The sequence below is a fragment of the Ruegeria sp. BG10 genome (genome assembly GCF_056538575.1).
Genome location: NZ_JBQFTI010000001.1, coordinates 528,378 through 549,174, shown reverse-complemented (window position 1 = coordinate 549,174; position 20,797 = coordinate 528,378). Strand labels below are relative to the sequence as shown.

26 protein-coding genes are annotated in these 20,797 nt (G+C 60.2%); 2 read left to right on the top strand and 24 right to left on the bottom strand.

Annotated elements, in window-relative coordinates; all coding sequences use genetic code 11:
* The 20 genes from ACR0D8_RS02695 to ACR0D8_RS02600 all read right to left on the bottom strand — a co-directional run bounded on the left by ACR0D8_RS02695 (nucleotide 1) and on the right by ACR0D8_RS02600 (nucleotide 15,283).
* A complete protein-coding gene (locus ACR0D8_RS02695; protein WP_480644446.1) occupies nucleotides 1-405 on the bottom strand; it encodes a DUF5333 domain-containing protein in 405 nt (134 codons plus the stop codon).
* Nucleotides 406-503: 98 nt separating this feature from the next.
* Nucleotides 504-899 (bottom strand): hypothetical protein, encoded by a 396-nt coding sequence (locus ACR0D8_RS02690; protein ID WP_475159152.1) that lies wholly within the window; start codon nucleotides 897-899, stop codon nucleotides 504-506.
* Nucleotides 899-1,315: an MAPEG family protein gene (locus tag ACR0D8_RS02685; protein WP_480644445.1), complete on the bottom strand. Its 417-nt coding sequence runs from the start codon at nucleotides 1,313-1,315 to the stop codon at nucleotides 899-901. Before ACR0D8_RS02685 ends, ACR0D8_RS02690 begins: the two co-directional genes overlap by 1 nt.
* A gap of 5 nt (nucleotides 1,316-1,320) precedes the next feature.
* Nucleotides 1,321-2,619, bottom strand: coding sequence for an NADH-quinone oxidoreductase subunit NuoF (gene nuoF / locus ACR0D8_RS02680; protein ID WP_321254057.1), 1,299 nt, complete (start codon nucleotides 2,617-2,619; stop codon nucleotides 1,321-1,323).
* 12 nt (nucleotides 2,620-2,631) lie between these two features.
* Nucleotides 2,632-2,850 (bottom strand): DUF5337 domain-containing protein, encoded by a 219-nt coding sequence (locus tag ACR0D8_RS02675; RefSeq protein WP_475163396.1) that lies wholly within the window; start codon nucleotides 2,848-2,850, stop codon nucleotides 2,632-2,634.
* Nucleotides 2,851-2,881: 31 nt separating this feature from the next.
* The gene (gene nuoE, locus ACR0D8_RS02670) at nucleotides 2,882-4,000 is read right to left on the bottom strand and encodes an NADH-quinone oxidoreductase subunit NuoE (protein ID WP_480644443.1); all 1,119 of its coding nucleotides are present in this window, start codon (nucleotides 3,998-4,000) and stop codon (nucleotides 2,882-2,884) included.
* Complete coding sequence (locus tag ACR0D8_RS02665) at nucleotides 4,000-4,314, bottom strand: hypothetical protein (protein ID WP_480644442.1); 315 nt, start codon at nucleotides 4,312-4,314, stop codon at nucleotides 4,000-4,002. The genes nuoE and ACR0D8_RS02665 overlap by 1 nt, the downstream gene beginning before the upstream one ends.
* A gap of 50 nt (nucleotides 4,315-4,364) precedes the next feature.
* Complete coding sequence (locus ACR0D8_RS02660) at nucleotides 4,365-5,588, bottom strand: NADH-quinone oxidoreductase subunit D (protein WP_480644440.1); 1,224 nt, start codon at nucleotides 5,586-5,588, stop codon at nucleotides 4,365-4,367.
* Nucleotides 5,588-5,713 (bottom strand): hypothetical protein, encoded by a 126-nt coding sequence (locus ACR0D8_RS02655; protein WP_480644439.1) that lies wholly within the window; start codon nucleotides 5,711-5,713, stop codon nucleotides 5,588-5,590. Before ACR0D8_RS02655 ends, ACR0D8_RS02660 begins: the two co-directional genes overlap by 1 nt.
* Before the next feature lies 1 nt (nucleotide 5,714).
* Nucleotides 5,715-5,891 (bottom strand): hypothetical protein, encoded by a 177-nt coding sequence (locus ACR0D8_RS02650; RefSeq protein WP_475159133.1) that lies wholly within the window; start codon nucleotides 5,889-5,891, stop codon nucleotides 5,715-5,717.
* Nucleotides 5,892-5,893: 2 nt separating this feature from the next.
* A complete protein-coding gene (locus tag ACR0D8_RS02645) occupies nucleotides 5,894-6,496 on the bottom strand; it encodes an NADH-quinone oxidoreductase subunit C (protein ID WP_480644436.1) in 603 nt (200 codons plus the stop codon).
* Nucleotides 6,497-6,507: 11 nt separating this feature from the next.
* The gene (locus ACR0D8_RS02640; protein ID WP_037307875.1) at nucleotides 6,508-7,041 is read right to left on the bottom strand and encodes a NuoB/complex I 20 kDa subunit family protein; all 534 of its coding nucleotides are present in this window, start codon (nucleotides 7,039-7,041) and stop codon (nucleotides 6,508-6,510) included.
* Nucleotides 7,032-7,397, bottom strand: a complete 366-nt coding sequence (locus ACR0D8_RS02635) for an NADH-quinone oxidoreductase subunit A (RefSeq protein ID WP_209504455.1) — start codon at nucleotides 7,395-7,397, stop codon at nucleotides 7,032-7,034. Before ACR0D8_RS02635 ends, ACR0D8_RS02640 begins: the two co-directional genes overlap by 10 nt.
* Nucleotides 7,398-7,585: 188 nt before the next feature.
* Nucleotides 7,586-8,374 (bottom strand): crotonase/enoyl-CoA hydratase family protein, encoded by a 789-nt coding sequence (locus ACR0D8_RS02630; protein WP_480644435.1) that lies wholly within the window; start codon nucleotides 8,372-8,374, stop codon nucleotides 7,586-7,588.
* Nucleotides 8,375-8,383: 9 nt separating this feature from the next.
* Complete coding sequence (locus ACR0D8_RS02625) at nucleotides 8,384-9,238, bottom strand: hydroxymethylglutaryl-CoA lyase (RefSeq protein ID WP_480644434.1); 855 nt, start codon at nucleotides 9,236-9,238, stop codon at nucleotides 8,384-8,386.
* A gap of 66 nt (nucleotides 9,239-9,304) precedes the next feature.
* A complete protein-coding gene (locus ACR0D8_RS02620; protein ID WP_480644433.1) occupies nucleotides 9,305-11,233 on the bottom strand; it encodes an acetyl/propionyl/methylcrotonyl-CoA carboxylase subunit alpha in 1,929 nt (642 codons plus the stop codon).
* Nucleotides 11,223-11,681: a hypothetical protein gene (locus ACR0D8_RS02615; protein WP_480644432.1), complete on the bottom strand. Its 459-nt coding sequence runs from the start codon at nucleotides 11,679-11,681 to the stop codon at nucleotides 11,223-11,225. Before ACR0D8_RS02615 ends, ACR0D8_RS02620 begins: the two co-directional genes overlap by 11 nt.
* A gap of 1 nt (nucleotide 11,682) precedes the next feature.
* Complete coding sequence (locus ACR0D8_RS02610) at nucleotides 11,683-13,287, bottom strand: carboxyl transferase domain-containing protein (protein ID WP_480644431.1); 1,605 nt, start codon at nucleotides 13,285-13,287, stop codon at nucleotides 11,683-11,685.
* Nucleotides 13,284-13,760, bottom strand: coding sequence for a hypothetical protein (locus ACR0D8_RS02605; RefSeq protein WP_480644429.1), 477 nt, complete (start codon nucleotides 13,758-13,760; stop codon nucleotides 13,284-13,286). The genes ACR0D8_RS02610 and ACR0D8_RS02605 overlap by 4 nt, the downstream gene beginning before the upstream one ends.
* On the bottom strand, nucleotides 13,757-15,283 hold the full coding sequence (locus ACR0D8_RS02600) for an AMP-binding protein (RefSeq protein ID WP_480644428.1): 1,527 nt from the start codon (nucleotides 15,281-15,283) through the stop codon (nucleotides 13,757-13,759). Before ACR0D8_RS02600 ends, ACR0D8_RS02605 begins: the two co-directional genes overlap by 4 nt.
* Before the next feature lie 136 nt (nucleotides 15,284-15,419).
* Between ACR0D8_RS02600 and ACR0D8_RS02595 the strand changes: the two genes are divergently transcribed.
* Nucleotides 15,420-16,025 carry an OmpW/AlkL family protein gene (locus ACR0D8_RS02595; RefSeq protein ID WP_475159108.1) on the top strand — a complete coding sequence of 202 codons (606 nt, stop codon included), beginning with the start codon at nucleotides 15,420-15,422 and terminating at the stop codon, nucleotides 16,023-16,025.
* 47 nt (nucleotides 16,026-16,072) lie between these two features.
* Here ACR0D8_RS02595 and ACR0D8_RS02590 read toward each other — a convergent pair whose 3' ends face one another.
* From ACR0D8_RS02590 to ACR0D8_RS02575, 4 genes are read right to left on the bottom strand one after another with little or no spacing between them, the layout of a single operon-like run.
* Complete coding sequence (locus tag ACR0D8_RS02590; RefSeq protein ID WP_480644426.1) at nucleotides 16,073-17,236, bottom strand: isovaleryl-CoA dehydrogenase; 1,164 nt, start codon at nucleotides 17,234-17,236, stop codon at nucleotides 16,073-16,075.
* Entirely contained in the window at nucleotides 17,211-17,390 is a 180-nt protein-coding gene (locus ACR0D8_RS02585) for a hypothetical protein (RefSeq protein ID WP_480644425.1), read from the bottom strand. The genes ACR0D8_RS02590 and ACR0D8_RS02585 overlap by 26 nt, the downstream gene beginning before the upstream one ends.
* Nucleotides 17,391-17,405: 15 nt before the next feature.
* Nucleotides 17,406-18,596 carry a DegT/DnrJ/EryC1/StrS family aminotransferase gene (locus ACR0D8_RS02580; RefSeq protein ID WP_480644423.1) on the bottom strand — a complete coding sequence of 397 codons (1,191 nt, stop codon included), beginning with the start codon at nucleotides 18,594-18,596 and terminating at the stop codon, nucleotides 17,406-17,408.
* A gap of 39 nt (nucleotides 18,597-18,635) precedes the next feature.
* A complete protein-coding gene (locus ACR0D8_RS02575; RefSeq protein WP_480644422.1) occupies nucleotides 18,636-19,307 on the bottom strand; it encodes an HAD-IA family hydrolase in 672 nt (223 codons plus the stop codon).
* A gap of 134 nt (nucleotides 19,308-19,441) precedes the next feature.
* On the opposite strand from ACR0D8_RS02575, the gene glmU reads away from it, so the two are divergent.
* Complete coding sequence (gene glmU / locus ACR0D8_RS02570; protein WP_480644421.1) at nucleotides 19,442-20,794, top strand: bifunctional UDP-N-acetylglucosamine diphosphorylase/glucosamine-1-phosphate N-acetyltransferase GlmU; 1,353 nt, start codon at nucleotides 19,442-19,444, stop codon at nucleotides 20,792-20,794.
* Nucleotides 20,795-20,797: the final 3 nt, after the last annotated feature.

Here is a 20,797-nt window from a genome sequence, read left to right as displayed (position 1 = left end):
CTAGTTCGCCCTCAAATACACGCCAATGGCGCTGTTTCTTTCGATTTCTTTTTGCCCCAGCGAGCAGAAGGAATTGGGGTTTTCGTATGTGACACCGTTCTGGGCCAGATAAGCCTCGCCCTTGGCGCGCATCCGGTCCTTTTCGGCGTCCGAGTCCACGTAGGCCTGGATTTCTTTGTCCGTATACCCCAGTTTGTTCGCCTTCGACCGCAGCCCCCACATCACACCGATCGCCTTCATCCGGCGCCCGCTGATCGACGGGCAGAATTCCGAAATCTCGTTTGCGATGGCGATGTAATAGAGCTCGTTGTCGATCTCCTTGACTTCGCGCAAGGGCGGTTTGGCCTCGGCCATCGCAGGGACGGTCAGCACCGACAGCAAGGCAAGCGTTTTCATACCAGACATGACAATTCCTTTCGTCTTGGGAAACCCAAGACGAGCGGTGGCCGGGTTGCTATGCAATAACACCGCCCACGTCATGGTGTGATATGCGATAAACCGCTTCATGGCCGCTGGCAGGTTCCCGCAAAAGTCAGTTGGTCGTCGCTGATGCGAAGGCTCTGAGGTTCCGTATCCGGCCCGACCTGCCATTCAATTCTGGACGAGCCGAAATTCGCGATGCAAAATTTGATCCCTTCGTAACGCCCGGCCTCGCGCGCACCGTCCAGTGACGACGACACACCGTTCACGACAACAGTAAAGTCCGCCGGCGAAACTTTCTTATCAACCGGTTTCGCCTTGGCCCGAAAAGACTTGCCGTCAAAGAGAATCCGATCATCGGACGGCGTCACAATCCCGCATGCCGAAACAACCGACAGGGCGACCAGCGCGCTGAGCAGTCCCGTGCGTTTTCTGGTTGGGCTGACTTGCGCCAGCCGTTGAGTGCCACGCATCGCCATCAAAACGCCGCCACCAACGCCATCAGACCCACAACCATCATGCAGGCCCAGCCAATAACATAGAGAACCGAGCGCACACCACTGTGCGGCTTTCCGATTCCGCGGATATGCACGAACAGCATCGCCAGACGCGATACCAGCGCGACCGAGGCCAGCAGGTTCACCCAGAACGGGCTGACCCCCATCAGAATGGCCGCGACCGTAACGGCGATGAAGGCCGGCAAAGTCTCGGTTGCGTTCAGATAGGCGCGGTTCAGCCGGTAGGCTTTGTCCGAATAGTCCTGCTCCGGTGTCGCTCCGGGTGCCAGACCCTTGCCCTGTTTGGCCAGGGCCGTGAACGGGGACATGAACAGGACGATCAGGGTGAATATCACAACCGAAGCGACCGCGTGGCCATATTCTGCAAAAACATCCATGAGATTTACTCCGCTGCCATCGCACCCATACGACCCGACTTCTGAGCCTTGATGCGGTCTTCGATTTCTTCACGGAAGTTGCGGATCAGGCCCTGAATAGGCCAGGCCGCCGCGTCGCCAAGGGCGCAGATCGTGTGACCTTCAACCTGCTTGGTGACATCAAACAGCATGTCGATCTCTTCCAATTCGGCCTCACCACGCACCAGACGGTCCATCACGCGCATCATCCAGCCGGTGCCTTCGCGGCACGGCGTACATTGGCCGCAACTTTCGTGTTTGTAGAATTTGGACAGACGCCAGATTGCCTTGATGATATCGGTGGATTTGTCCATCACGATCACCGCTGCGGTTCCAAGGCCCGAGCCCAGATCGTTGCGCAAATGGTCGAAATCCATAATCGCATCGCGCATATTCTCACCGCGCACGCAAGGAACCGACGACCCGCCGGGGATCACCGCCAGCAGATTGTCCCAGCCGCCGCGAATGCCTCCGCAATGGGTCTCGATCAGTTGTTCGAACGGGATCGACATCGCCTCTTCGACGACGCAGGGGTTGTTCACATGACCCGAGATCGCAAACAGCTTGGTGCCCGCATTGTTCTGGCGGCCAAAGCCCGCAAACCAATCCGCGCCACGGCGCAGGATCGTGGGCACAACGGCAATGGATTCCACGTTGTTCACCGTCGTCGGGCAGCCATACAACCCCGCCCCCGCAGGGAACGGAGGTTTCATCCGCGGCATGCCCTTCTTGCCCTCAAGGCTTTCGATCAGAGCGGTTTCCTCACCGCAGATATAGGCCCCGGCCCCGTGATGCAGGAACAGGTCGAAATCCCAGCCTGAACCCGCAGCATTCTTGCCCAGCAGACCCGCGTCGTAGGCTTCGTCAATCGCCGCCTGCAACGCCTCACGCTCGCGGATATATTCGCCGCGCAGGTAAATGTAGCAGGTATGCGCATTCATCGCGAAAGAGGCGATCAGGCAGCCTTCGATCAGCGTGTGCGGATCGTGGCGCATGATCTCGCGGTCCTTGCAGGTGCCGGGCTCGGATTCGTCCGCGTTCACCACCAGATAGGCCGGACGACCGTCGCTTTCCTTGGGCATGAAGGACCACTTCAAACCAGTGGGGAAGCCCGCGCCGCCCCGCCCGCGCAACCCTGAGTCTTTCATCGTCTGGATGATCCAGTCGCGGCCCTTTTCGATCAGGCCAGCGGTGCCGTCCCAATGCCCGCGGGCCTGCGCGCCTTTCAGCGTGCGCTCATGCATCCCGTAGATGTTGGTAAAGATCCTGTCCTGATCCTTCAGCATCGCGTGTTACCTTCAGCTGTCCTGACGCATGCGCCAGAGTTGAAAAATGTTGACGCCCGCATAGATGAAACCCGCCAGAGCGGCGAAATCAAAAAGCAGAGCGTAACGGCCCGGCAGCCCCAGCTGCGGACCGATTACGGACATGGCAAGCCAAAGCAGCATCGTCACGGCAATGACGATGCCGATATGACGGCCCTTGCGGGCTATGGCCTGTTCCTTGTCCTTGTCCATCTCATTCCGATGCCCGGAAGGGGCACCCGTCTCAGTCCTCATTAGTGCCTTCGTCTTTGGCACGTTTTGCAAACTCGGTCTCTTCACCAGCCGCCAGCTTGGCCGCCTGTTCGATCCAGCCATCGCGCTCGATCCGGCCCTTGAACTTCAGCCGCGCGTCAACCCACGCCACATGCCCGGATGTCCACTTGGCGATCTGGTCATAGTGGTAGAAACCCAGATCGTTCAGGGTCTCTTCCAGCTTCGGCCCAACACCTTTCAGCATCTTTAGGTCATCCGGCTTGCCGTCGCGCGGTTCGGTCAACGTGTCGGGCTGGTCTTCCTTTACCTCTTCCGGCTCAATTTTGGACTTTGCCTCCTCGGCCTGCTTCACGGCAGGCTTCGGGGTTGCCGGGGCTTTAGGTGGTTTCGGCGCAGCCTTGGTTGCCGCCGCCTTGCCATCCTTGCCCAGCCAGGGGGTCAGGATCGGCACCTCGGTCCCGTCGATGCGCTTGACCGTGTCGCCAAGATCGGTCGCCAGTTCGACGCTGGCATTGTATCGCGGTTTGCCTGTCTCATACTCGTTCAGGCTGGTCAGCCCGCTCAGCGGTTCCGCAGCGTACCGCCCGTTTTGCGGCCCCGGGGCCGGCACCTTGCCCGCAGCCAGATCGTCGAGGATTTTGCCAAAGCTCTCAGCGGTCAGGTCTTCGTAATAGTCCTTGCCAATCTGCGCCATGGGCGCGTTGGTGCAAGAACCGAGGCATTCCACCTCTTCCCAGCTCAGCTTGCCATCGGCGGACAGTTCATGCGGTTTGGCGGCGATCTTTTCCTTACAGACCGCGATCAGATCCTCGGCCCCGCAGATCATGCAGGAGGTCGTGCCGCAGATCTGAATATGTGCCACCGATCCAACCGGTTGCAATTGGAACATAAAGTAGAACGAAGCCACCTCAAGCACGCGGATATAGGCCATGCCCAGCATATCGGCGACGGATTCAATCGCCGGGCGGCTCAACCACCCCTCTTGCTCCTGCGCGCGCCACAGCAAAGGGATCACCGCACTGGCCTGACGCCCCTCCGGGTATTTGGTGACCTGCGCCTCGGCCCATTGCTGGTTGGCAGCGGTGAAGGCAAAGCTGTCGGGTTGTTCGGGGTGGAGGCGGCGAAGCATCAGGCAGCTCCTTCAGTCACTTTGGCCAAAGCGGCGGCTGCGAATGCAATCACCGACAAAACGCCAGCAGTCATGTGTTTCGATATATTTTGCCGCGCAAGGTGATAAATTCGAGCGTCGACGAAGGCCATCACTGCGCAAGCAGCAAAGAACACAAGCACAACGTTGAGATCCTTGTAAATGGCCGCAAAAACCCCGATCAGCGCAAAAGCAAAATAGCGATCCGCCATCACGCGCGGCAATTCTTCCTTATGATGACCGGTTTTCTCAAGCCCAAGTGCGGGGTTCGTCCAGAAAACGATTCCCAACAACAACAGGAACGCGCCGCCAATTCCGGCGAATATCAGGGCGAGGAGCGTGAAACTCACCGATCAATCTCCCCAAACACGACATCCATGGTCCCGATAATCGCAGCCACATCAGCCAGTTGGTGGCCACCCGCAACATGGTCCATGGCTTGCAGGTGCAGGAACCCCGGTGCGCGCAGTTTGGCGCGGTAGGGTTTGTTGGTGCCGTCGGCGACCAGATAGACGCCGAACTCGCCTTTGGGGGCTTCGACAGCAGCATAGACCTCGCCTGCCGGGACGTGGAAACCTTCGGTGTAGAGTTTGAAGTGATGGATCAGGCTCTCCATCGACGTCTTCATGTCCGACCGTTTCGGCGGGGTGATCTTGCCGCGCGCCAGAACGTCACCGGGGCAGTCGCGGATTTTGGCAATGGCCTGCTGGATGATCGACAGCGACTGACGCATCTCTTCCATGCGTACGAGATAGCGATCATAGCAGTCGCCGTTCTTACCGACGGGGATCTGGAATTCGAACTCGTCATAACATTCATAGGGCTGCGCACGGCGCAGGTCCCAGGCCAGACCCGATCCGCGCACCATCACGCCCGAGAAACTGTATTTCTGGATGTCATCCTCGGTCACGACGCCAATATCGGCGTTGCGCTGTTTGAAGATGCGGTTTTCTGTCAGCAGACCGTCGATATCATCGAGAACGGCGGGGAATTCGTGGCTCCACGCCTCGATATCGTCCAGCAGTTCCGGCGGCAGGTCCTGATGCACGCCACCGGGGCGGAAGTAAGCGGCGTGCAGGCGGGCACCACAGGCACGCTCGTAGAACACCATCAGCTTTTCGCGCTCTTCAAACCCCCACAGAGGCGGGGTCAGCGCGCCGACGTCCATCGCCTGCGTGGTCACGTTCAGCAGGTGGTTCAGGATGCGCCCGATCTCGGAATACAGAACCCGGATCAGTGAACCCCGGCGCGGCACCTCGACCCCGGTCAGCTTTTCGATGGCCAGACACCAGGCATGTTCCTGGTTCATCGGCGCCACGTAATCCAGACGGTCGAAATACGGCAGGTTCTGCAGATACGTCCGGCTTTCCATCAGCTTTTCGGTGCCACGGTGCAGCAGGCCGATATGCGGGTCGCAACGCTCGACAATCTCGCCGTCCAGCTCAAGCACAAGACGCAGAACCCCATGTGCCGCAGGGTGTTGCGGCCCGAAGTTAATGTTGAAGTTGCGGATCTTCTGTTCTCCGCTCAGCGCGTCCGTGCTGCCGTCATCATATCTTGAGCCGTCCATCAACGCCCCCGTTTCTTCTTTTTTGCTTCGGCCCGGACCCAGACCTTTTCCGCCTCGGCCGCCTTTGCCGCGGCCCCTGCCAGCAGCACCCCGAGCGCGCCCAAAACGATCAGTTCGCCCATCATGTCAGCGACGCTCCATCTCTTGCAGCTTCATGGCCATCATCCACAACAGCACAATGACAACCGGGGATACGATGCACGCATATGCCCAGTTCTTGTTGATACCGAAATGCGGCAGCAGCTTGAGCATCGGAATGATCGTAGCAACGACCAGAGCAACCCAGATCAGGAACTCAAACATGATTACGACTCCTGTTTTTCATCCCCCGGCAGAATGTAATTCGCACCTTCCCATGGGGACATGAAATCGAATTGACGGTATTCCTGCACCAGCGAGACGGGTTCGTAGACCACGCGCTTTTGCGCCTCGTCATAGCGCACTTCGGTATAGCCGGTGGTCGGGAAATCCTTGCGCAACGGATAGCCGCGGAACCCATAGTCGGTCAGGATGCGCCGCAGGTCCGGGTGGCCCGAAAACAGGATGCCGAACATGTCGAACACTTCACGCTCGAACCAGTTGGCCGAGGGGTGAATATCGACAAGGGACGGTACCATATCCTCTTCCCGGATAGAAACCCGCAGGCGGATGCGCTGGTTCTGGTACATCGACAGGAAGTGATAGACCACGTCGAACCGCTTAGCCCGTTCGGGATAGTCGACGCCGGTGATGTCCACCAGGGTCGAAAACTTGCAGCTCTGGTCTGTCTTCAGGAATTCAACAAATTCCACCAGATTGGACGGCGCCACGTCCACGTTCAGCTCTCCATGGGTCACATCCCAGGACAGAACGCAATCGGCCCGTTTCAGTTCCAGCTGTGTGCCAAGTTCGTTGAGTGCGTCGCTCATCAGCTCTCTCCTCAGCGTACGATGGTGCCGGTGCGGCGGATTTTGCGTTGCAGTTGCATCAGACCATAGAGCAGCGCCTCGGCGGTCGGCGGGCAGCCGGGGACGTAGATGTCCACCGGAACGATACGGTCACAGCCGCGCACGACGGAATAGGAATAGTGATAGTAACCACCGCCATTGGCGCAGGAGCCCATCGAGATCACATAACGCGGCTCGGGCATCTGGTCATAGACCTTGCGCAGTGCCGGGGCCATCTTGTTGGTCAGCGTACCGGCAACGATCATAACGTCGGACTGGCGCGGGGACGCACGCGGGGCAATGCCAAACCGTTCCGCGTCGTAGCGCGGCATCGAAGTGTGCATCATCTCGACCGCGCAGCAAGCCAGACCGAATGTCATCCAGTGCAACGATCCGGTGCGCGCCCAGTTGATAATGTCCTCGGTCGAGGTCAGCAAGAAACCCTTGTCCTGCAACTCGGCATTCAGGGCCTGGGTGGCGACTTCCTTGTCGACGCCGGCGGTGTTTGCACCCGTCATCACTCCCATTCCAAGGCCCCCTTCTTCCATTCATAGGCAAAGCCGATGGTCAGCACTGCCAGGAACACCATCATGGACCAGAACCCGACATCGCTGATGTCGCGGAATCCCACGGCCCAGGGGAACAGGAACGCGATTTCGAGGTCGAAGATGATGAAGAGAATCGAGACCAGATAGAATCGGACGTCGAATTTCATCCGCGCATCGTCGAAAGCGTTGAAACCACATTCATATGCGCTGACCTTTTCGGGGTCGGGATTGCGGACGGCCAGAACCACGGCTGCCAGAATCAGGACGATTCCAAGGCCTACGGCAACGGCCAGAAACACCAGGATCGGGAGGTACTCCCGCAACAGGTCTTCCACGAATAGCTCCTTTCCTGCGCAATCCCCGAAAAGGGCGCGCCGTCAATTGGCGTGTTGACTGGACATTCTCTATCCGCGCGGGGTCAGAGGGTCAACCGAACACAATCGCGCAGCGACCTAATATTCCGCTTGCAAACCCTTCTGGCAGAAGCATTCAAACCAAAAGGTTGAGGCCACGAAGACAAAGGCTAAACCTGAGTTTTCCATGCAGGTTTTCTTTTTTCGAAGAAGGCGCTGATTCCTTCGCTTGCCTCGCTGGTTTCCCACCTGTCCACGAGGGCCCGGATGGTCTCATCAATCACGGCATCGTCGATGCGCGGCCCCAGAGTGCGCACCAGATCCTTGGCCGAGGCGACCGCGCCCGGCGCGCAGGACAGATAGGGCAGAATTTCGGCCTCAACTGCGTCTTCAAGATCAGGTGCAGAGACGATTTTGGCCAGCAGCCCCAGTTCAACCGCCTCGGCCGCGTCGAACAAGCGGGCCGACATAAACACCCGCCGCGCCTGCGCCTCGCCCATACGGGCGACGACATAGGGGCCGATCGTGGCGGGGATCAGACCCAGCCGGGTTTCCGTCAGGCCCATCTTCACGCTGTCCACGGCAATCGCCACATCGCAGACCGAGGCCAGCCCGACGCCGCCGCCAAAAGCGTTACCTTGCAGCGCCCCGATCAGAGGTTTGGGCAGCGTGTTCAGGGCCTGCAACATTTCGGCCAGCTTGCGCGCCTCGGCAAAACGCGTGTCGGGGTCAGCGGCCATCTGGTCCTGCATCCAGCCCAGATCGCCGCCTGCACAGAAACTCTTGCCCGCACCGGTCAGCACAACGACCCGCACCGCATCATCCGCCGCCAGTTGATCCGCCGCCTGTGTCAGTTCTGAAATCATCAGCGCCGACATGGCGTTGTGCTTTTCGGCGCGGTTCAGTGTCAAAGCCGCGACGCCGCGTTGATCCGCGGTCACCGAGATCGTTTCGAACATGTCTTCTTCCTATTCGGTGCGCATGGCGCGCGCCATCTGCGCGGCTTCTTCCACAACGGTCAGATCAACCCCGGTTTCGTATCCAAGCCGCTCAAGATGCGCTACGACGGTTTCAGTGGCGACGTTCCCCGCCGCGCCCGGCGCATAGGGGCATCCGCCCAGCCCGCCGACCGCCGCATCAAACGTCCGCACGCCCAGCGCCAGTGCCGCGTCTATGTTGTCGACAGCCCGCCCGTTCGTATCGTGGAAATGCCCGGCAAGCCTTGTGACGGGAACCCGGTCCCGGACCGACAGCAGCATATGGGCAATCTTGTCAGGTGTACCCTGCCCGATCGTATCCCCCAGAGAGACCTCATAGCAGCCCAGCGCGAACAACTGATCCGCAACCTCGGCAACCTTTTCGGGCGGCGTTGCACCGTCGTAAGGGCAATCGGTGACGCAGGACACGTATCCGCGCACCGGAAGGTCAATATGGCGCGCCGCCTCAAGGATCGGGGTGAACCGTTCGATGGATTCGGCAATCGTCGCGTTGATATTGGCTTTGGAGAACCCCTCCGACGCCGATGCAAACACCGCTATTTCATCTGCCTTGGCGGCCAGGGCGTCCTCATATCCGCGCATGTTTGGTGTCAGCGCGGCATAGCGCACGCCTTCGGACCGGGTAATGCCGGCCAGAACCTCGGCGCTTCCGGCCATCTGCGGCACCCTTTTGGGCGAGACGAAACTGGCGACCTCAATCCGGTTGAACCCGGCCCGGCTGAGGCAATCCACCAGGGCCACTTTTTCCGATACCGGAATCTCACGCGGTTCGTTCTGCAACCCGTCGCGCGGCCCGACCTCAAAAATCTCAACCTGTTCACCCATGGCTGTGCCCTTCGCTGTTAGACCATTCCCGACCGACTGTGCCACGTTGCGCATGAACGGGACAGATCATTCCTCCTCCAGCCGGACCAGAGCGGCCCCGGCCTCAACCTGAGACCCCGCATCCGCCAGCACTTCGGCGACGACGCCATCACGTGCGGCCAACAGGGAATGCTCCATCTTCATCGCCTCAAGGACGGCCAGCCTGTCGCCTTCCTGCACGGCCTGCCCCACTTGCGCAAATACGGCTTTGACCAGGCCGGGCATCGGGGCCTCGATTACGTTGGTGTCACCCGCCGCGCTGGCATCCCGATCCAGCGGGTCGACGATATCAAACGCGTGGCCGTACCCTTCGAACACCGTCACACGGGTGCCCGTGACTGCGACCGGCGGCATCGGTTGCCCGCCGATCAGCCAGCGGTCGGCAGAGCGTTCCGCAATGATGGTTTCCCCCTTCACCTGCCACGTCTGACGGTTCGGACTTTCAACCAGAACGTCCAGATCAAGGATATCGCCATCCATCAGTTGAACCGCCTTGTGCAATGGTGCCCAAAGGTGGAATCCGGCCGCGTCGCCTGCGTCATCCAAACCAAGCGCAGCCATGGCCGCCGCAACGGCAATCGTTGCCGGAACCGGCCCGTCATCGATCAGGCCATCCAGATCCCGCCCGATCATCCCGGTATCCACGTCGCCAGCTACAAAGCCCTTATGGCGGGTCAACGCGCCCAGAAAGGCCAGGTTTGTAACCGTGCCGGCAACTTCGGTTTCCCGCAGCGCACGGTGCAGTTTTTCCAACGCGACCGACCGGGTGGACCCGTGAACGATGACCTTGGCGATCATCGGGTCATACCACGGGCTGATCGTATCGCCCGCGCGCACTCCGCTGTCGGCGCGGCAACCCGGCGGGAACTGCAGATGAGTCAGCGTGCCTGTCGCCGGAAGGAAACCCTTGGGCACATCCTCGGCATAAAGACGTGCCTCAAACGCGTGGCCCGAGATCGAGAGCTGGTCCTGCGACTTCGGCAGAGCGTCGCCCGACGCGACGCGCAATTGCCATTCCACAAGGTCGACGCCCGTGATCGCCTCGGTCACCGGGTGTTCCACTTGCAGGCGCGTGTTCATCTCCATGAACCAGAACCGATCAGGGCGCAGCCCGTCCGAGGCATCGACGATGAACTCAACCGTACCTGCGCCCTTGTAACCGATGGCCTCGGCCGCTCTGACGCCGGCAAGCCCCATCGCTTCGCGCATCTCGGGTGTCATGCCGGGGGCCGGGGCTTCTTCGATCACCTTCTGATGTCGCCGTTGCAGCGAACAATCACGTTCGAACAGGTGTACCGCCTGCGCACCATCGCCAAATACCTGCACTTCGATATGGCGCGGCTTGGCGACAAATTTCTCAACCAGCACCGCGTCATTGCCAAAGGCGGTTCGCGCCTCGCCGCGGGCACTGTCCAGCGCCGATGCGAAATCTTCGGGGCGCTCGACCAGCCGCATGCCTTTGCCGCCACCGCCGGCGACGGCCTTGATCAGAACCGGATATCCAATCGTATCCGCGGCCCCCGCCAGGTGTTCCGGATCCTGATTGTCACCGTGATAGCCGGGCACCACGGGCACGCCCGCCCTCTCCATCAGGACCTTGGCGGCGTCCTTGAGACCCATCTTGCGTATTGCATCCGCCGAAGGTCCGATGAACACCAGACCCGCCGCTTCGACCGCATCCACGAAATCGGGGTTTTCGGACAAAAAGCCATAGCCCGGATGGATCGCCTGCGCGCCGGTATCGCGCGCGGCCTGAATGATGACGTCCCACTTCAGATAGCTCTCTGCCGGGGCCGCACCGCCGATATGCACCGCCTCGTCCGCCATCTGAACGTGCTTGGCCGAGGCATCTGCATCGGAATAAACGGCCACACAGGACACGCCCATCTTCTGCGCCGTTTCCATGACACGGCAGGCAATCTCGCCCCGGTTGGCAATCAGGATTTTAGTGAACATGGTAAACTGATCCTTCAAATGCCAAGCCGTCAGGCTTTTGTGTTGTGAGTTCCCATGCCGACGCCTGGCACTCAAATGCCTCGTCACGGAAATAGAACAGGAAGTGCCGACCGCGCTGGCCATCATCGGTCACGGGCCGCCACGGAGTGGTCACTTGCTCTTCCAGAAGGTCGCCGGACACTTCGAAAAACTCCCCCCATTGCGGAGCTCGGCGGCTGAATCGACATTGTCCCCTGTACCAGCCTTCGTCATTGACAGGCAAAAAGCGGAACCGACGGCATTGATCAAAACGTAGATATAACAAACCTTGTGACAAGCTGTCGGGGTTTGTCCAAACGTTGGGGGCGAAACGCAGCCAGCATTGATCCGCACCCGCCGCCACACGTGGATTTGGCGCGTTTGGGTCGGCGTTCCAACCGACGCTCAGCTGTTTGAACGACGTTGGCATGCTACATCCGGAACACGCCGAAACGTGTCTCTTCAATCGGGGCATTCAGGGCGGCGTTCAGTGACAGGGCCAGCACGTCACGACTTTTGCGCGGGTCGATGATGCCGTCATCCCAAAGGCGCGCAGATGCATAAAGCGGGTGTGACTGTTCCTCGAACATCTCCAACGTCGGGCGTTTGAATTCGGCTTCTTCCTCGACCGACCAAGTGCCGCCTGCCCGTTCGATCCCGTCACGTTTGACCGTGGCCAGAACGCCTGCGGCCTGTTCGCCGCCCATCACGGAGATCCGCGAGTTCGGCCAGGTCCACAGAAAACGCGGCTGATAGGCGCGGCCCGCCATGCCATAGTTTCCGGCCCCGAACGACCCACCCACCAGCATTGTGATCTTGGGCACGTTCGTCGTGGCCACTGCCGTCACCATCTTGGCCCCGTGCCGCGCGATGCCCTCGTTTTCGTATTTGCGGCCCACCATGAAACCGGTGATGTTCTGCAGGAAAACCAACGGGATTTTACGCTGCGAACACAGTTCGACGAAATGCGCGCCCTTCTGGGCGGCCTCGGAAAACAACACCCCGTTATTGGCGATGATCCCGACCGGGCAGCCTTTGACATGGGCGAAGCCGGTCACCAGCGTCTCACCAAAACGCGGTTTGAACTCGTCGAAGCGCGAGCCATCGACCAACCGTGCTATCACCTCGCGGATGTCATAGGGCGTGCGCAGGTCGGCAGGGACGACACCCAGAATTTCCTCGGGGTCATAGGCCGGGTCTTCGGGGCTGGCCCAATCCACCGTTTGCGGCTTGCGCAGGTTCAGGGACCCCACCGCACGCCGTGCCAGCGCCAGCGCGTGGGCGTCATCTTCGGCCAGATAATCGGCGACGCCGGACAGGCGGGTGTGGACGTCGCCGCCGCCCAGATCCTCGGCGCTTACCACCTCCCCCGTCGCAGCCTTGACCAGAGGCGGGCCGGCCAGAAAGATTGTGCCCTGTTCCCTGACAATGATCGTCACATCCGACATTGCAGGCACATAAGCCCCGCCCGCCGTGCACGAGCCCATCACCACCGCGATCTGGGGGATGCCCTTCGCGCTCATCCGCGCTTGGTTATAGAAGATGCGGCCAAAGTGGTCGCGGTCGGGAAATACCTCATCCTGATTGGGCAGGTTCGCGCCGCCGCTATCGACCAGATAGATACACGGGAGGTTGTTTTCCTCGGCAATCTCCTGCGCACGCAGGTGCTTTTTGACCGACATCGGGTAATAGGTGCCGCCCTTCACTGTGGCGTCGTTGCACACCACCATGACCTCGCGCCCCTGCACCCGGCCAATGCCCGCAACAACACCAGCACTGGGCGCGGCATCGCCATACATCCCATGCGCCGCCGTTGCCCCGATTTCGAGGAACGGAGATCCCGGATCCAACAGGTTCGCCACCCGTCGGCGTGGCAGCATCTTGCCGCGCGATTCATGCCGCGTGCGGGATTTCTCGCCGCCGCCCATGCGGGCCGCTTCGGCAGCGGTAGAGATTTGCGCCAGCGCGTCGAGATGGGCCGCGCGGTTCGCTTTGAAGCCCTCGGAGGCGGGCATGGCTTTGGATGTGAGTTTCATTTGGCTACCTCGTCAGCAAGTCTTTGCAGGTGCCGCCAATTCACCCAGCTCCCTGCCTTCAAATACATTTCGCACCATGTATCTGGGGGAATTTCTTCGCTAGGAGATGCATCACAAACATCGAAAACGCCTTCGACCAATTGGAGGTACTGTCGCTCGTAGCTACGTGCCGCTCTGCCCGACTTTCCAATACTTTGGGGCACAGTTGATTTGATTTCTTCCGAAAGTGCATCGACATGCTCAGTAAGTCTGACAAGACATTGCACCCGTTCTTCAACGACACGGCCTATTGTGCAATAGTCGACGGCGATACTAATACAATTGGTATCCATGGTCATTCCATTGTTATGCTGGGTTAATAGCGCGCAACCGTCGAACCACTCCAATACTTCGATCGGATTACCCGAGCTTTCTGCCTGCACCGTGCAAACGCCTGCCAAAATTAGAGAAAAGGCGAGCATAAAGTGTTTCATTCACTGGACTCCCCCGCCGCCCGCGCCTTCAATTCCTTCCGGATCACCTTCCCCGTAACCGTCATTGGCAATTCCTCCAGAAACGCCACCTCGCGCGGATAGGAGTACTGCGCCAGACGGCCTTTGACCCAGCCCTGCAACTCCGCCTCCGACGCCTCGGCACCTGGCTTCAACACTACATAGGCCTTCACAATCTCGGTCCGCAGAGGATCGGGCTTGCCGACCACGCCCACCGTCGCCACCGCCGGGTGGGTCAGCAGGCAGTCCTCGATCTCTGCCGGGCCGATGCGGTAGCCGGCCGAGGTAATCACGTCATCATCTCGACCCACAAAGCGCAGATAGTCGCCCTCCCACACGCCGCGATCTCCGGTGATCAGCCAGTCGCCGCGGAATTTCTCGGAAGTCGCCTCGGGTCGGTTCCAGTATTCCAGCAGCATCGAGGCCGAACCGCGCCGGATGGCCACATCGCCCTCTTCCTGCGTTGGGTTGCCGTGGTCATCAATTACCGCCACCGCATGCCCCGGCACAGGCTTACCGATACATCCGGGGCGCACGGGGAAGTCTTCAGCACAAGAAGAGACAACCATGTTGCATTCGGTCTGGCCGTAAAACTCGTTGATCGTCAGGCCAAACGCCTTCTCGCCCCACGCCAGCATCTCGGCCCCCAGTGGTTCACCGCCTGACGCGACCGAACGCAGATCGGGGATCGCCTGATCCGCTGCTTTCAACATCCGCAACGCCGTCGGTGGAAAAAAGACGTTCCGCACCCCGCCCCGCGTGATCACATCGGCGCAGGCTTCGGGCGTGAACTTCTCAAGCCGCGCCGCCACGACCGGGATACCCAGCGCCAGCCCCGGCATTAGCACGTCGAACAGCCCGCCGATCCAGGCCCAGTCGGCCGGTGTCCAGAGACAGTCGCCATCCCGCAGATGATTGTGGCTGATCGACACACCCGGCAGGTGCCCGGTCAGAACCCGGTGTCCGTGCAACGCACCCTTGGGTCTGCCCGTCGTGCCCGAAGTGTAAATCAGTACCGCCGGGTCCTCGGATCCGGTACCCGCAAAGGGCAGCAATCCGTCATAGGGCGCAATCCGGTCCACCAGAAGCGGCCTGGCCAGATCACCCAGCAACGCGGCCCCTTCGGCATCCGTCAGGACAATTTGCGCCCCTGAATCCCCAACGCGAGAGGCCAGCGCGTCCCGTTTGAACAGCTTGAACAGAGGCACAGAAATCGCGCCAATCTTCCAGATCGCCAGATGTGCCGCCGCGCAGAAGGGCGACTGGCTGAGAAGAACACCGACCCGGTCACCCGGGCTCACCTGTTTCAACAACGCCCGAGCGATGCCGTCGGTCAGGCAGTGCAACTGACCAAAGCTGACGGGGCTGCACCCGCCGTCTGTCAGATCAAGGATCGCCGTCCGATCATCCGCATGCGACAGACATTGGCGTGCCATGTTGAGGTGTTCCGGCACCGCCCAGTCCCCATTATTTTGCAATCCCGGTATGCGGTCAGCGGGATACATGGCTGAAATCCCTTATTTTTCTGCAAGTTCGCCCGAACGCACCGGTTCGCGAACTCACAGGAACTTGATGCAGATCAGGGTTAGCCGCTGTGGGTTTCGGCAGAACCCGGTCATCAACAAAACCGAAGGCCAAAAAATGACCAAAACACTCGCCGCTTTGACCCTTTCCACCGCGCTTGTTGCGCTTGCCGCGCCTGCCATTGCCCAGTCCCAGGGTGACTGGACTGTCGGTTTCGGTGTTGGCTACCTCGACCCGAAATCCGACAACGGTACGATGGCTGGCTTCGACGCCGAGGTGAGCTCGGACACACGTCCGATCTTCACCGCTGAATACTTCGTCCGCGACAACCTGGGCGTTGAGCTGCTGGCCGCGACCCCGTTCAGCCATGATGTCACCCTGGGTGGCAGCATTGATGCGGGCACCGTCAAACAACTGCCGCCCACCCTGTCGCTGAACTATCACTTCCCGACCAACAGCGCGTGGAAGCCTTATGTCGGCGCAGGTATCAACTACACCATCTTCTTCGATGAAAGCTCGGCTCTGGGCGATCTGGAACTGGACAATTCGGTCGGCGTCGCCCTGCAGGCCGGTCTGGATTACATGGTCACCGAAAAAGGCGCTGTGCGGCTGAACGTGCGCTGGTTCGACATCGACTCGGATGTCTCGCTGGACGGTACCGATATCGGCACCGCAGAAATCGACCCCTGGCTGGTCGGCGTATCCTACGTCCATCGCTTCTGATCCCATTCAAAGAGCGCCCCGCCGACTTACCAGGCGGGGCGTTGTTCTCAGAGCATTTCGTTCATCATTTCCCGCCCGATCAGCATCCGGCGGATTTCGCTGGTACCGGCACCGATTTCCATCAGCTTGGCGTCGCGGAAGATACGGCTGACAGCCGAATCTGACAGGAACCCGGCCCCGCCCATCGCCTGTACCGCCTGATGCGCCTGTGTCATCGCCTGTTCCGAAGCATAGAGACAGCACGCTGCCGCGTCCTGACGAGTCACGTCGCCGCGGTCACACGCTTTGGCAACCTCATAGACATAGGCCCGTGCGGAATTCATTGCCGTGTACATGTCGGCAATCTTGCCTTGCATCAGTTGAAAGCTGCCGATGGGTTTGCCGAATTGTTTGCGATCGGCCAGATACGGCATGATTTCATCCAGACAGGCGGCCATGATCCCTGTCCCGATACCCGCCAGAACCACACGTTCGTAATCCAGCCCTGACATCAGGACGGCCACGCCCTTGCTCTCTTCGCCCAGAACGTTTTCGAACGGTACCTCGACGTCTTCGAAAATCAGCTCAGCCGTGTTCGATCCACGCATGCCCAGCTTGTCGAAATGGGGAGAAGTGGAGAAGCCCTTCATCTCTTTCTCGATCAGAAAGGCCGTAATCCCCTTTGAGCCCGCGTCCGGGTCTGTCTTGGCATAGACGACCAGAGTATCCGCATCCGGTCCGTTGGTGATCCAGTACTTGCTTCCGTTCAGCCGATAATGATCGTTGCGCTTCTCCGCGCGCAGCTTCATCGACACCACGTCCGACCCGGCCGACGCCTCGGACATCGCCAGCGCACCGACATGGTCGCCTGAGATCAAGCGCGGCAGATACTTCGCCTTCTGCTCATCATTGCCGTTCAGTTTGATCTGATTCACACACAGGTTCGAATGCGCACCGTAAGACAGCGAGACCGAGGCTGATGCCCGCGCCACTTCCTCTACCGCAACCGTGTGAGCCAGGTAAGACATCCCTGCCCCGCCATATTCCTCGGGCACCGTGATCCCAAGCATGCCCAACTCGCCCATTTCTTTCCAAAGCTCATTGGGAAAGGCGTTGGACTTGTCCACCTCTGCTGCCATGGGCTTGACCCGTTCCTGCGCCCAGCGATGCACGATTTCGCGCAATGCGTTCACGTCCTCGCCCAGATCAAATTGCATGGTCGCCATGAACATACGCGTTCTCCTCTTCCGCGTTAATGAACAAGTGTTCAATAACTGGATAACAGCGAATCCTCACCCGGTCAATCTTTGCAGTTTTACAGGGCTCAAAACGCAAAACGCCGCCCGCCGGGGCGGCGTCATTCAAACCATAAAGCGTGCGCTGCAAGCGCACTCCGCTGGATCACGACTGAAATACGGCGCTGACTTCGGCCCGGATAATCCGCGCGATCAACCGGCAATCTTCAAGCGAGAAGGTCAGCGGCACACGCATGTCCATGATGCCAGCCAGAACCCGATCGCTGTCCGGCATCCGTTCGCTGTCGACATACCGCCAACTGTCATAGCGCGAGGTAAACCCGGTCGGCTCGGCCCCGCCGAACCATTTGAGTTCGACGCCTCGCGCCGCACAACGCCGGATCACTTCGGCGATGCGTTCAGGCGACCAGTCCAGCAAAAGGAACTGAATCGACGACCCGACAAAAGTTTCTTCCACCGGGCGGTCGACAACTTGCAATCCGGGCGTATCGCGCAGACCGGATTCGATCTCGGCATAGCGCTCGTTCCATCGCTCTGCCTGCCGATCCAGGTCCTTCAGTTGCGGGCGCAGGATCGCCGCGCGCAGATTGTCCATCCGCCCCGAGACATTGGGCGTTGTGTATTTGATCCGTTCAAACACCTCGGGGCCCGGCGCGGCAAGATGTCGTTCGTACAGCATATAGGATCCCGACAGCATCGTCGCCTTGGCCGCAAGTTCCTCATCATCGGTGATCAGCAACCCGCCTTCACCGGAATTGACGTGTTTGTAAGTCTGGCAGGAATAGCAGCCGATCGCCCCCTGCCGCCCGGACACCTGTCCCCGCCACGCCGCCCCCATCGTGTGCGCGCAATCTTCGATCACAATCACACCAGCGGCATCACACAGTTGCATCAGGCGGTCCATGTCGCACAGATGCCCGCGCATATGGCTCAGCATCAGGACGCGGGCTTGATCCAGCTTGGCTGCAAGATCATCCAGATCAATCGTCAGGTTCTCGGTCACGCCCACAAAGACCGGCCGTGCACCCACCGAGGCAATCGAACCCGGCACGGGCGCCAGCGTGAACGCATTGGTCAGCACCGGATCGCCCGGCTGCACCCCAACCGCCCGCAATGCGGTCGCCAGCGCATAGCCGCCGGAGGAAACCGCCAGGCAATATCTGGCCCCCATCTGCGCCGCGAATTCCTGCTCCAGCAAAGCAGTTTCGCCCAGTTCGCCGGGCGCGACGTTGTAGCGGTGCAGGCGGCCATGGCGCAGCACGGCCAACGCGGCCTCAATCGCCTCTTCCGGGATTGGTTCCTGCTGGGTGAAGCTGCCGGTGAATATCTCTGTCATAAGTTCGTTCTGATGTCGCAAACCGTTCGGGTCAAGAGATCAGGCCGCCGCACCGATCAATCCGGCCACAAGGTCCGGCAGGTCGTCGAAATGGTGCAACAGGGCCTCAGGCTCCAGTGCCGCCATATCGTCACCCGACGGGCCAAAGGTAACAAGGACCGACGGAACGCCCGCCGCCCGCGCGGTGTTGCGGTCCGTGTCGGAATCCCCGATCAGAACGCAGAGGTCAGGATGTCCTCCGGCCCGGCGCGCGGCCTCGCGCAGAGGCTCAGGGTCAGGTTTGCGCACCGGCAGCGTGTCTGCACCGATGAGCGAGGAAAACAATCCGCGTACGCCCAACTGGCTCAGCAGCTGGTCCGCCAGAGCCTCTGGCTTGTTGGTGCAAATGCCGACACCGTATCCTGCGGATTTCAGAACCTCGACCGCCTCCAGCGCGCCGGGGTAGAATTCGGTATGGGTGTCGATGGCCTGTGAATATGCCTCAAGCAGTGTTGGGTAATAAGCAAGGACGGTGTCCTCATCATAGGCTCCGACCCGCTTCAGCCCATGCGTCAGCATCATCCGGCCGCCACGCAAGGCAACCGCTGCGTCCTGTTTGTGCACCAACACGTCGCCGTGCCCCATTTCGCGAAAGCAATGGTTGGCGGCGGCCAGCAAATCACCCGACGTATCGGCCAAAGTGCCGTCCAGATCGAAGATTACAGTGCGCATCGTGTCTCCTGCCTCGGCGGGTTTTCGCCGTTTCATGTTGCAAACGGCAATCTTGTTTGATGCCCGAACCGCTTGCGCCTTTGCCCCCAGCGGATAAAACGGTCCGCACCAAAACACAAAGAGAAATCGTTTTCATGAGCACTGCCCTTGTCATCCTAGCCGCCGGAAAAGGCACCAGGATGAATTCGGATCTTCCCAAAGTCCTGCACCCGATTGCCCAGACGCCGATGCTGGTCCACGCCATGCGCGCCGGTGCAGTTTTGTCGCCCGAGCGTACCGTGATTGTCACAGGGCACGGGTCCGAGGCCGTTGCCAGCATCGCCGCCGCCGAGGATGAAACCGCGCAGATCGCAATTCAGCAAGAGCAATTGGGCACGGCCCACGCCGTCGCACAGGCGCGCGACGCGCTGTCCGAATTCGACGGCGATGTTGTGGTCCTGTACGGCGACACGCCGTTCCTGCAGCCCGATACGCTGGAACGGATGATCGCGGCCCGCGCCGAAAACGATCTGGTCATTCTGGGGTTCGAGGCGGCGGACCCCGCGCGATACGGTCGTCTGGTGATGAACGGCAACAGTCTGGAACGGATTGTCGAATTCAAGGACGCATCGGATGAGGAACGCGCAATAACCTTTTGCAACTCGGGCCTTTTGGCCTGCGACTCGCAAACCTTGTTCGCGCTGATCGACGCGGTTGAAAATGACAATGCGTCCGAAGAATATTACCTGACCGACGTGGTTGAGATCGCCCGCAACCGCGGCCTGAGTGTCACAGCGGTTGCCTGTGACGAGGCACAGACGCTGGGTGTGAACTCCCGCGCCGATCTGGCTGCGGCGGATGCGGTGTTTCAGGCGCAGGCCCGCGCGGCGCTGCTGGAACTGGGTGTTACTCTGATAGTGCCCGAAACCGTCTATCTGGCCGCCGACACTGTAATCGGCCGGGACACGGTAATTGAACCCAATGTTGTATTCGGTCGCGGCGTTACAGTCGAAAGCGGCGCGACAATCCGTGCGTTTTCGCACCTGGAAGGGTGTCACGTCAGCCGGGGTGCCACGGTCGGCCCCTATGCAAGGCTGCGCCCCGGCGCGGAACTGGCGGAAAACGCCCGCATCGGTAACTTCGTCGAAATCAAGAATGCCGAGATCGGCGAGGGCGCAAAGGTCAACCATCTGAGTTATGTCGGCGACGCCTCGGTCGGGGCGGCGACAAATATCGGCGCAGGGACGATCACCTGCAACTATGACGGCGTGATGAAGCACCGCACCACCATCGGCGAGAACGTATTTATCGGATCAAACACGATGCTGGTGGCACCGGTGACGCTGGGCGATGGCGCGATGACGGCAACCGGAACGGTGGTGACGCGGGATATTGAACCTGACGCGTTGGCGGTTGCCCGCGCCCGGCAGGACAACAAGCCCGGTTATGCGCGTAAACTGTTTGACATGTTGAAGGCGAAGAAGGCTCGCCGCGACAAAGGAGCCTGACCC

Excerpts from the sequence above, each read along its gene's own strand:
- ACR0D8_RS02695 (WP_480644446.1), bottom strand. The coding sequence starts at position 405 with ATGTCTGGTATGAAAACGCTTGCCTTGCTGTCGGTGCTGACCGTCCCT.
- ACR0D8_RS02690 (WP_475159152.1), bottom strand. The coding sequence starts at position 899 with ATGGCGATGCGTGGCACTCAACGGCTGGCGCAAGTCAGCCCAACCAGA.
- ACR0D8_RS02685 (WP_480644445.1), bottom strand. The coding sequence starts at position 1,315 with ATGGATGTTTTTGCAGAATATGGCCACGCGGTCGCTTCGGTTGTGATA.
- nuoF (WP_321254057.1), bottom strand. The coding sequence starts at position 2,619 with ATGCTGAAGGATCAGGACAGGATCTTTACCAACATCTACGGGATGCAT.
- ACR0D8_RS02675 (WP_475163396.1), bottom strand. The coding sequence starts at position 2,850 with ATGGACAAGGACAAGGAACAGGCCATAGCCCGCAAGGGCCGTCATATC.
- nuoE (WP_480644443.1), bottom strand. The coding sequence starts at position 4,000 with ATGCTTCGCCGCCTCCACCCCGAACAACCCGACAGCTTTGCCTTCACC.
- ACR0D8_RS02660 (WP_480644440.1), bottom strand. The coding sequence starts at position 5,588 with ATGGACGGCTCAAGATATGATGACGGCAGCACGGACGCGCTGAGCGGA.
- ACR0D8_RS02655 (WP_480644439.1), bottom strand. The coding sequence starts at position 5,713 with ATGATGGGCGAACTGATCGTTTTGGGCGCGCTCGGGGTGCTGCTGGCA.
- ACR0D8_RS02650 (WP_475159133.1), bottom strand. The coding sequence starts at position 5,891 with ATGTTTGAGTTCCTGATCTGGGTTGCTCTGGTCGTTGCTACGATCATT.
- ACR0D8_RS02645 (WP_480644436.1), bottom strand. The coding sequence starts at position 6,496 with ATGAGCGACGCACTCAACGAACTTGGCACACAGCTGGAACTGAAACGG.
- ACR0D8_RS02640 (WP_037307875.1), bottom strand. The coding sequence starts at position 7,041 with ATGGGAGTGATGACGGGTGCAAACACCGCCGGCGTCGACAAGGAAGTC.
- ACR0D8_RS02630 (WP_480644435.1), bottom strand. The coding sequence starts at position 8,374 with ATGTTCGAAACGATCTCGGTGACCGCGGATCAACGCGGCGTCGCGGCT.
- ACR0D8_RS02625 (WP_480644434.1), bottom strand. The coding sequence starts at position 9,238 with ATGGGTGAACAGGTTGAGATTTTTGAGGTCGGGCCGCGCGACGGGTTG.
- ACR0D8_RS02620 (WP_480644433.1), bottom strand. The coding sequence starts at position 11,233 with ATGTTCACTAAAATCCTGATTGCCAACCGGGGCGAGATTGCCTGCCGT.
- ACR0D8_RS02615 (WP_480644432.1), bottom strand. The coding sequence starts at position 11,681 with ATGCCAACGTCGTTCAAACAGCTGAGCGTCGGTTGGAACGCCGACCCA.
- ACR0D8_RS02610 (WP_480644431.1), bottom strand. The coding sequence starts at position 13,287 with ATGAAACTCACATCCAAAGCCATGCCCGCCTCCGAGGGCTTCAAAGCG.
- ACR0D8_RS02605 (WP_480644429.1), bottom strand. The coding sequence starts at position 13,760 with ATGAAACACTTTATGCTCGCCTTTTCTCTAATTTTGGCAGGCGTTTGC.
- ACR0D8_RS02600 (WP_480644428.1), bottom strand. The coding sequence starts at position 15,283 with ATGTATCCCGCTGACCGCATACCGGGATTGCAAAATAATGGGGACTGG.
- ACR0D8_RS02595 (WP_475159108.1), top strand. The coding sequence starts at position 15,420 with ATGACCAAAACACTCGCCGCTTTGACCCTTTCCACCGCGCTTGTTGCG.
- ACR0D8_RS02590 (WP_480644426.1), bottom strand. The coding sequence starts at position 17,236 with ATGTTCATGGCGACCATGCAATTTGATCTGGGCGAGGACGTGAACGCA.
- ACR0D8_RS02580 (WP_480644423.1), bottom strand. The coding sequence starts at position 18,596 with ATGACAGAGATATTCACCGGCAGCTTCACCCAGCAGGAACCAATCCCG.
- ACR0D8_RS02575 (WP_480644422.1), bottom strand. The coding sequence starts at position 19,307 with ATGCGCACTGTAATCTTCGATCTGGACGGCACTTTGGCCGATACGTCG.
- glmU (WP_480644421.1), top strand. The coding sequence starts at position 19,442 with ATGAGCACTGCCCTTGTCATCCTAGCCGCCGGAAAAGGCACCAGGATG.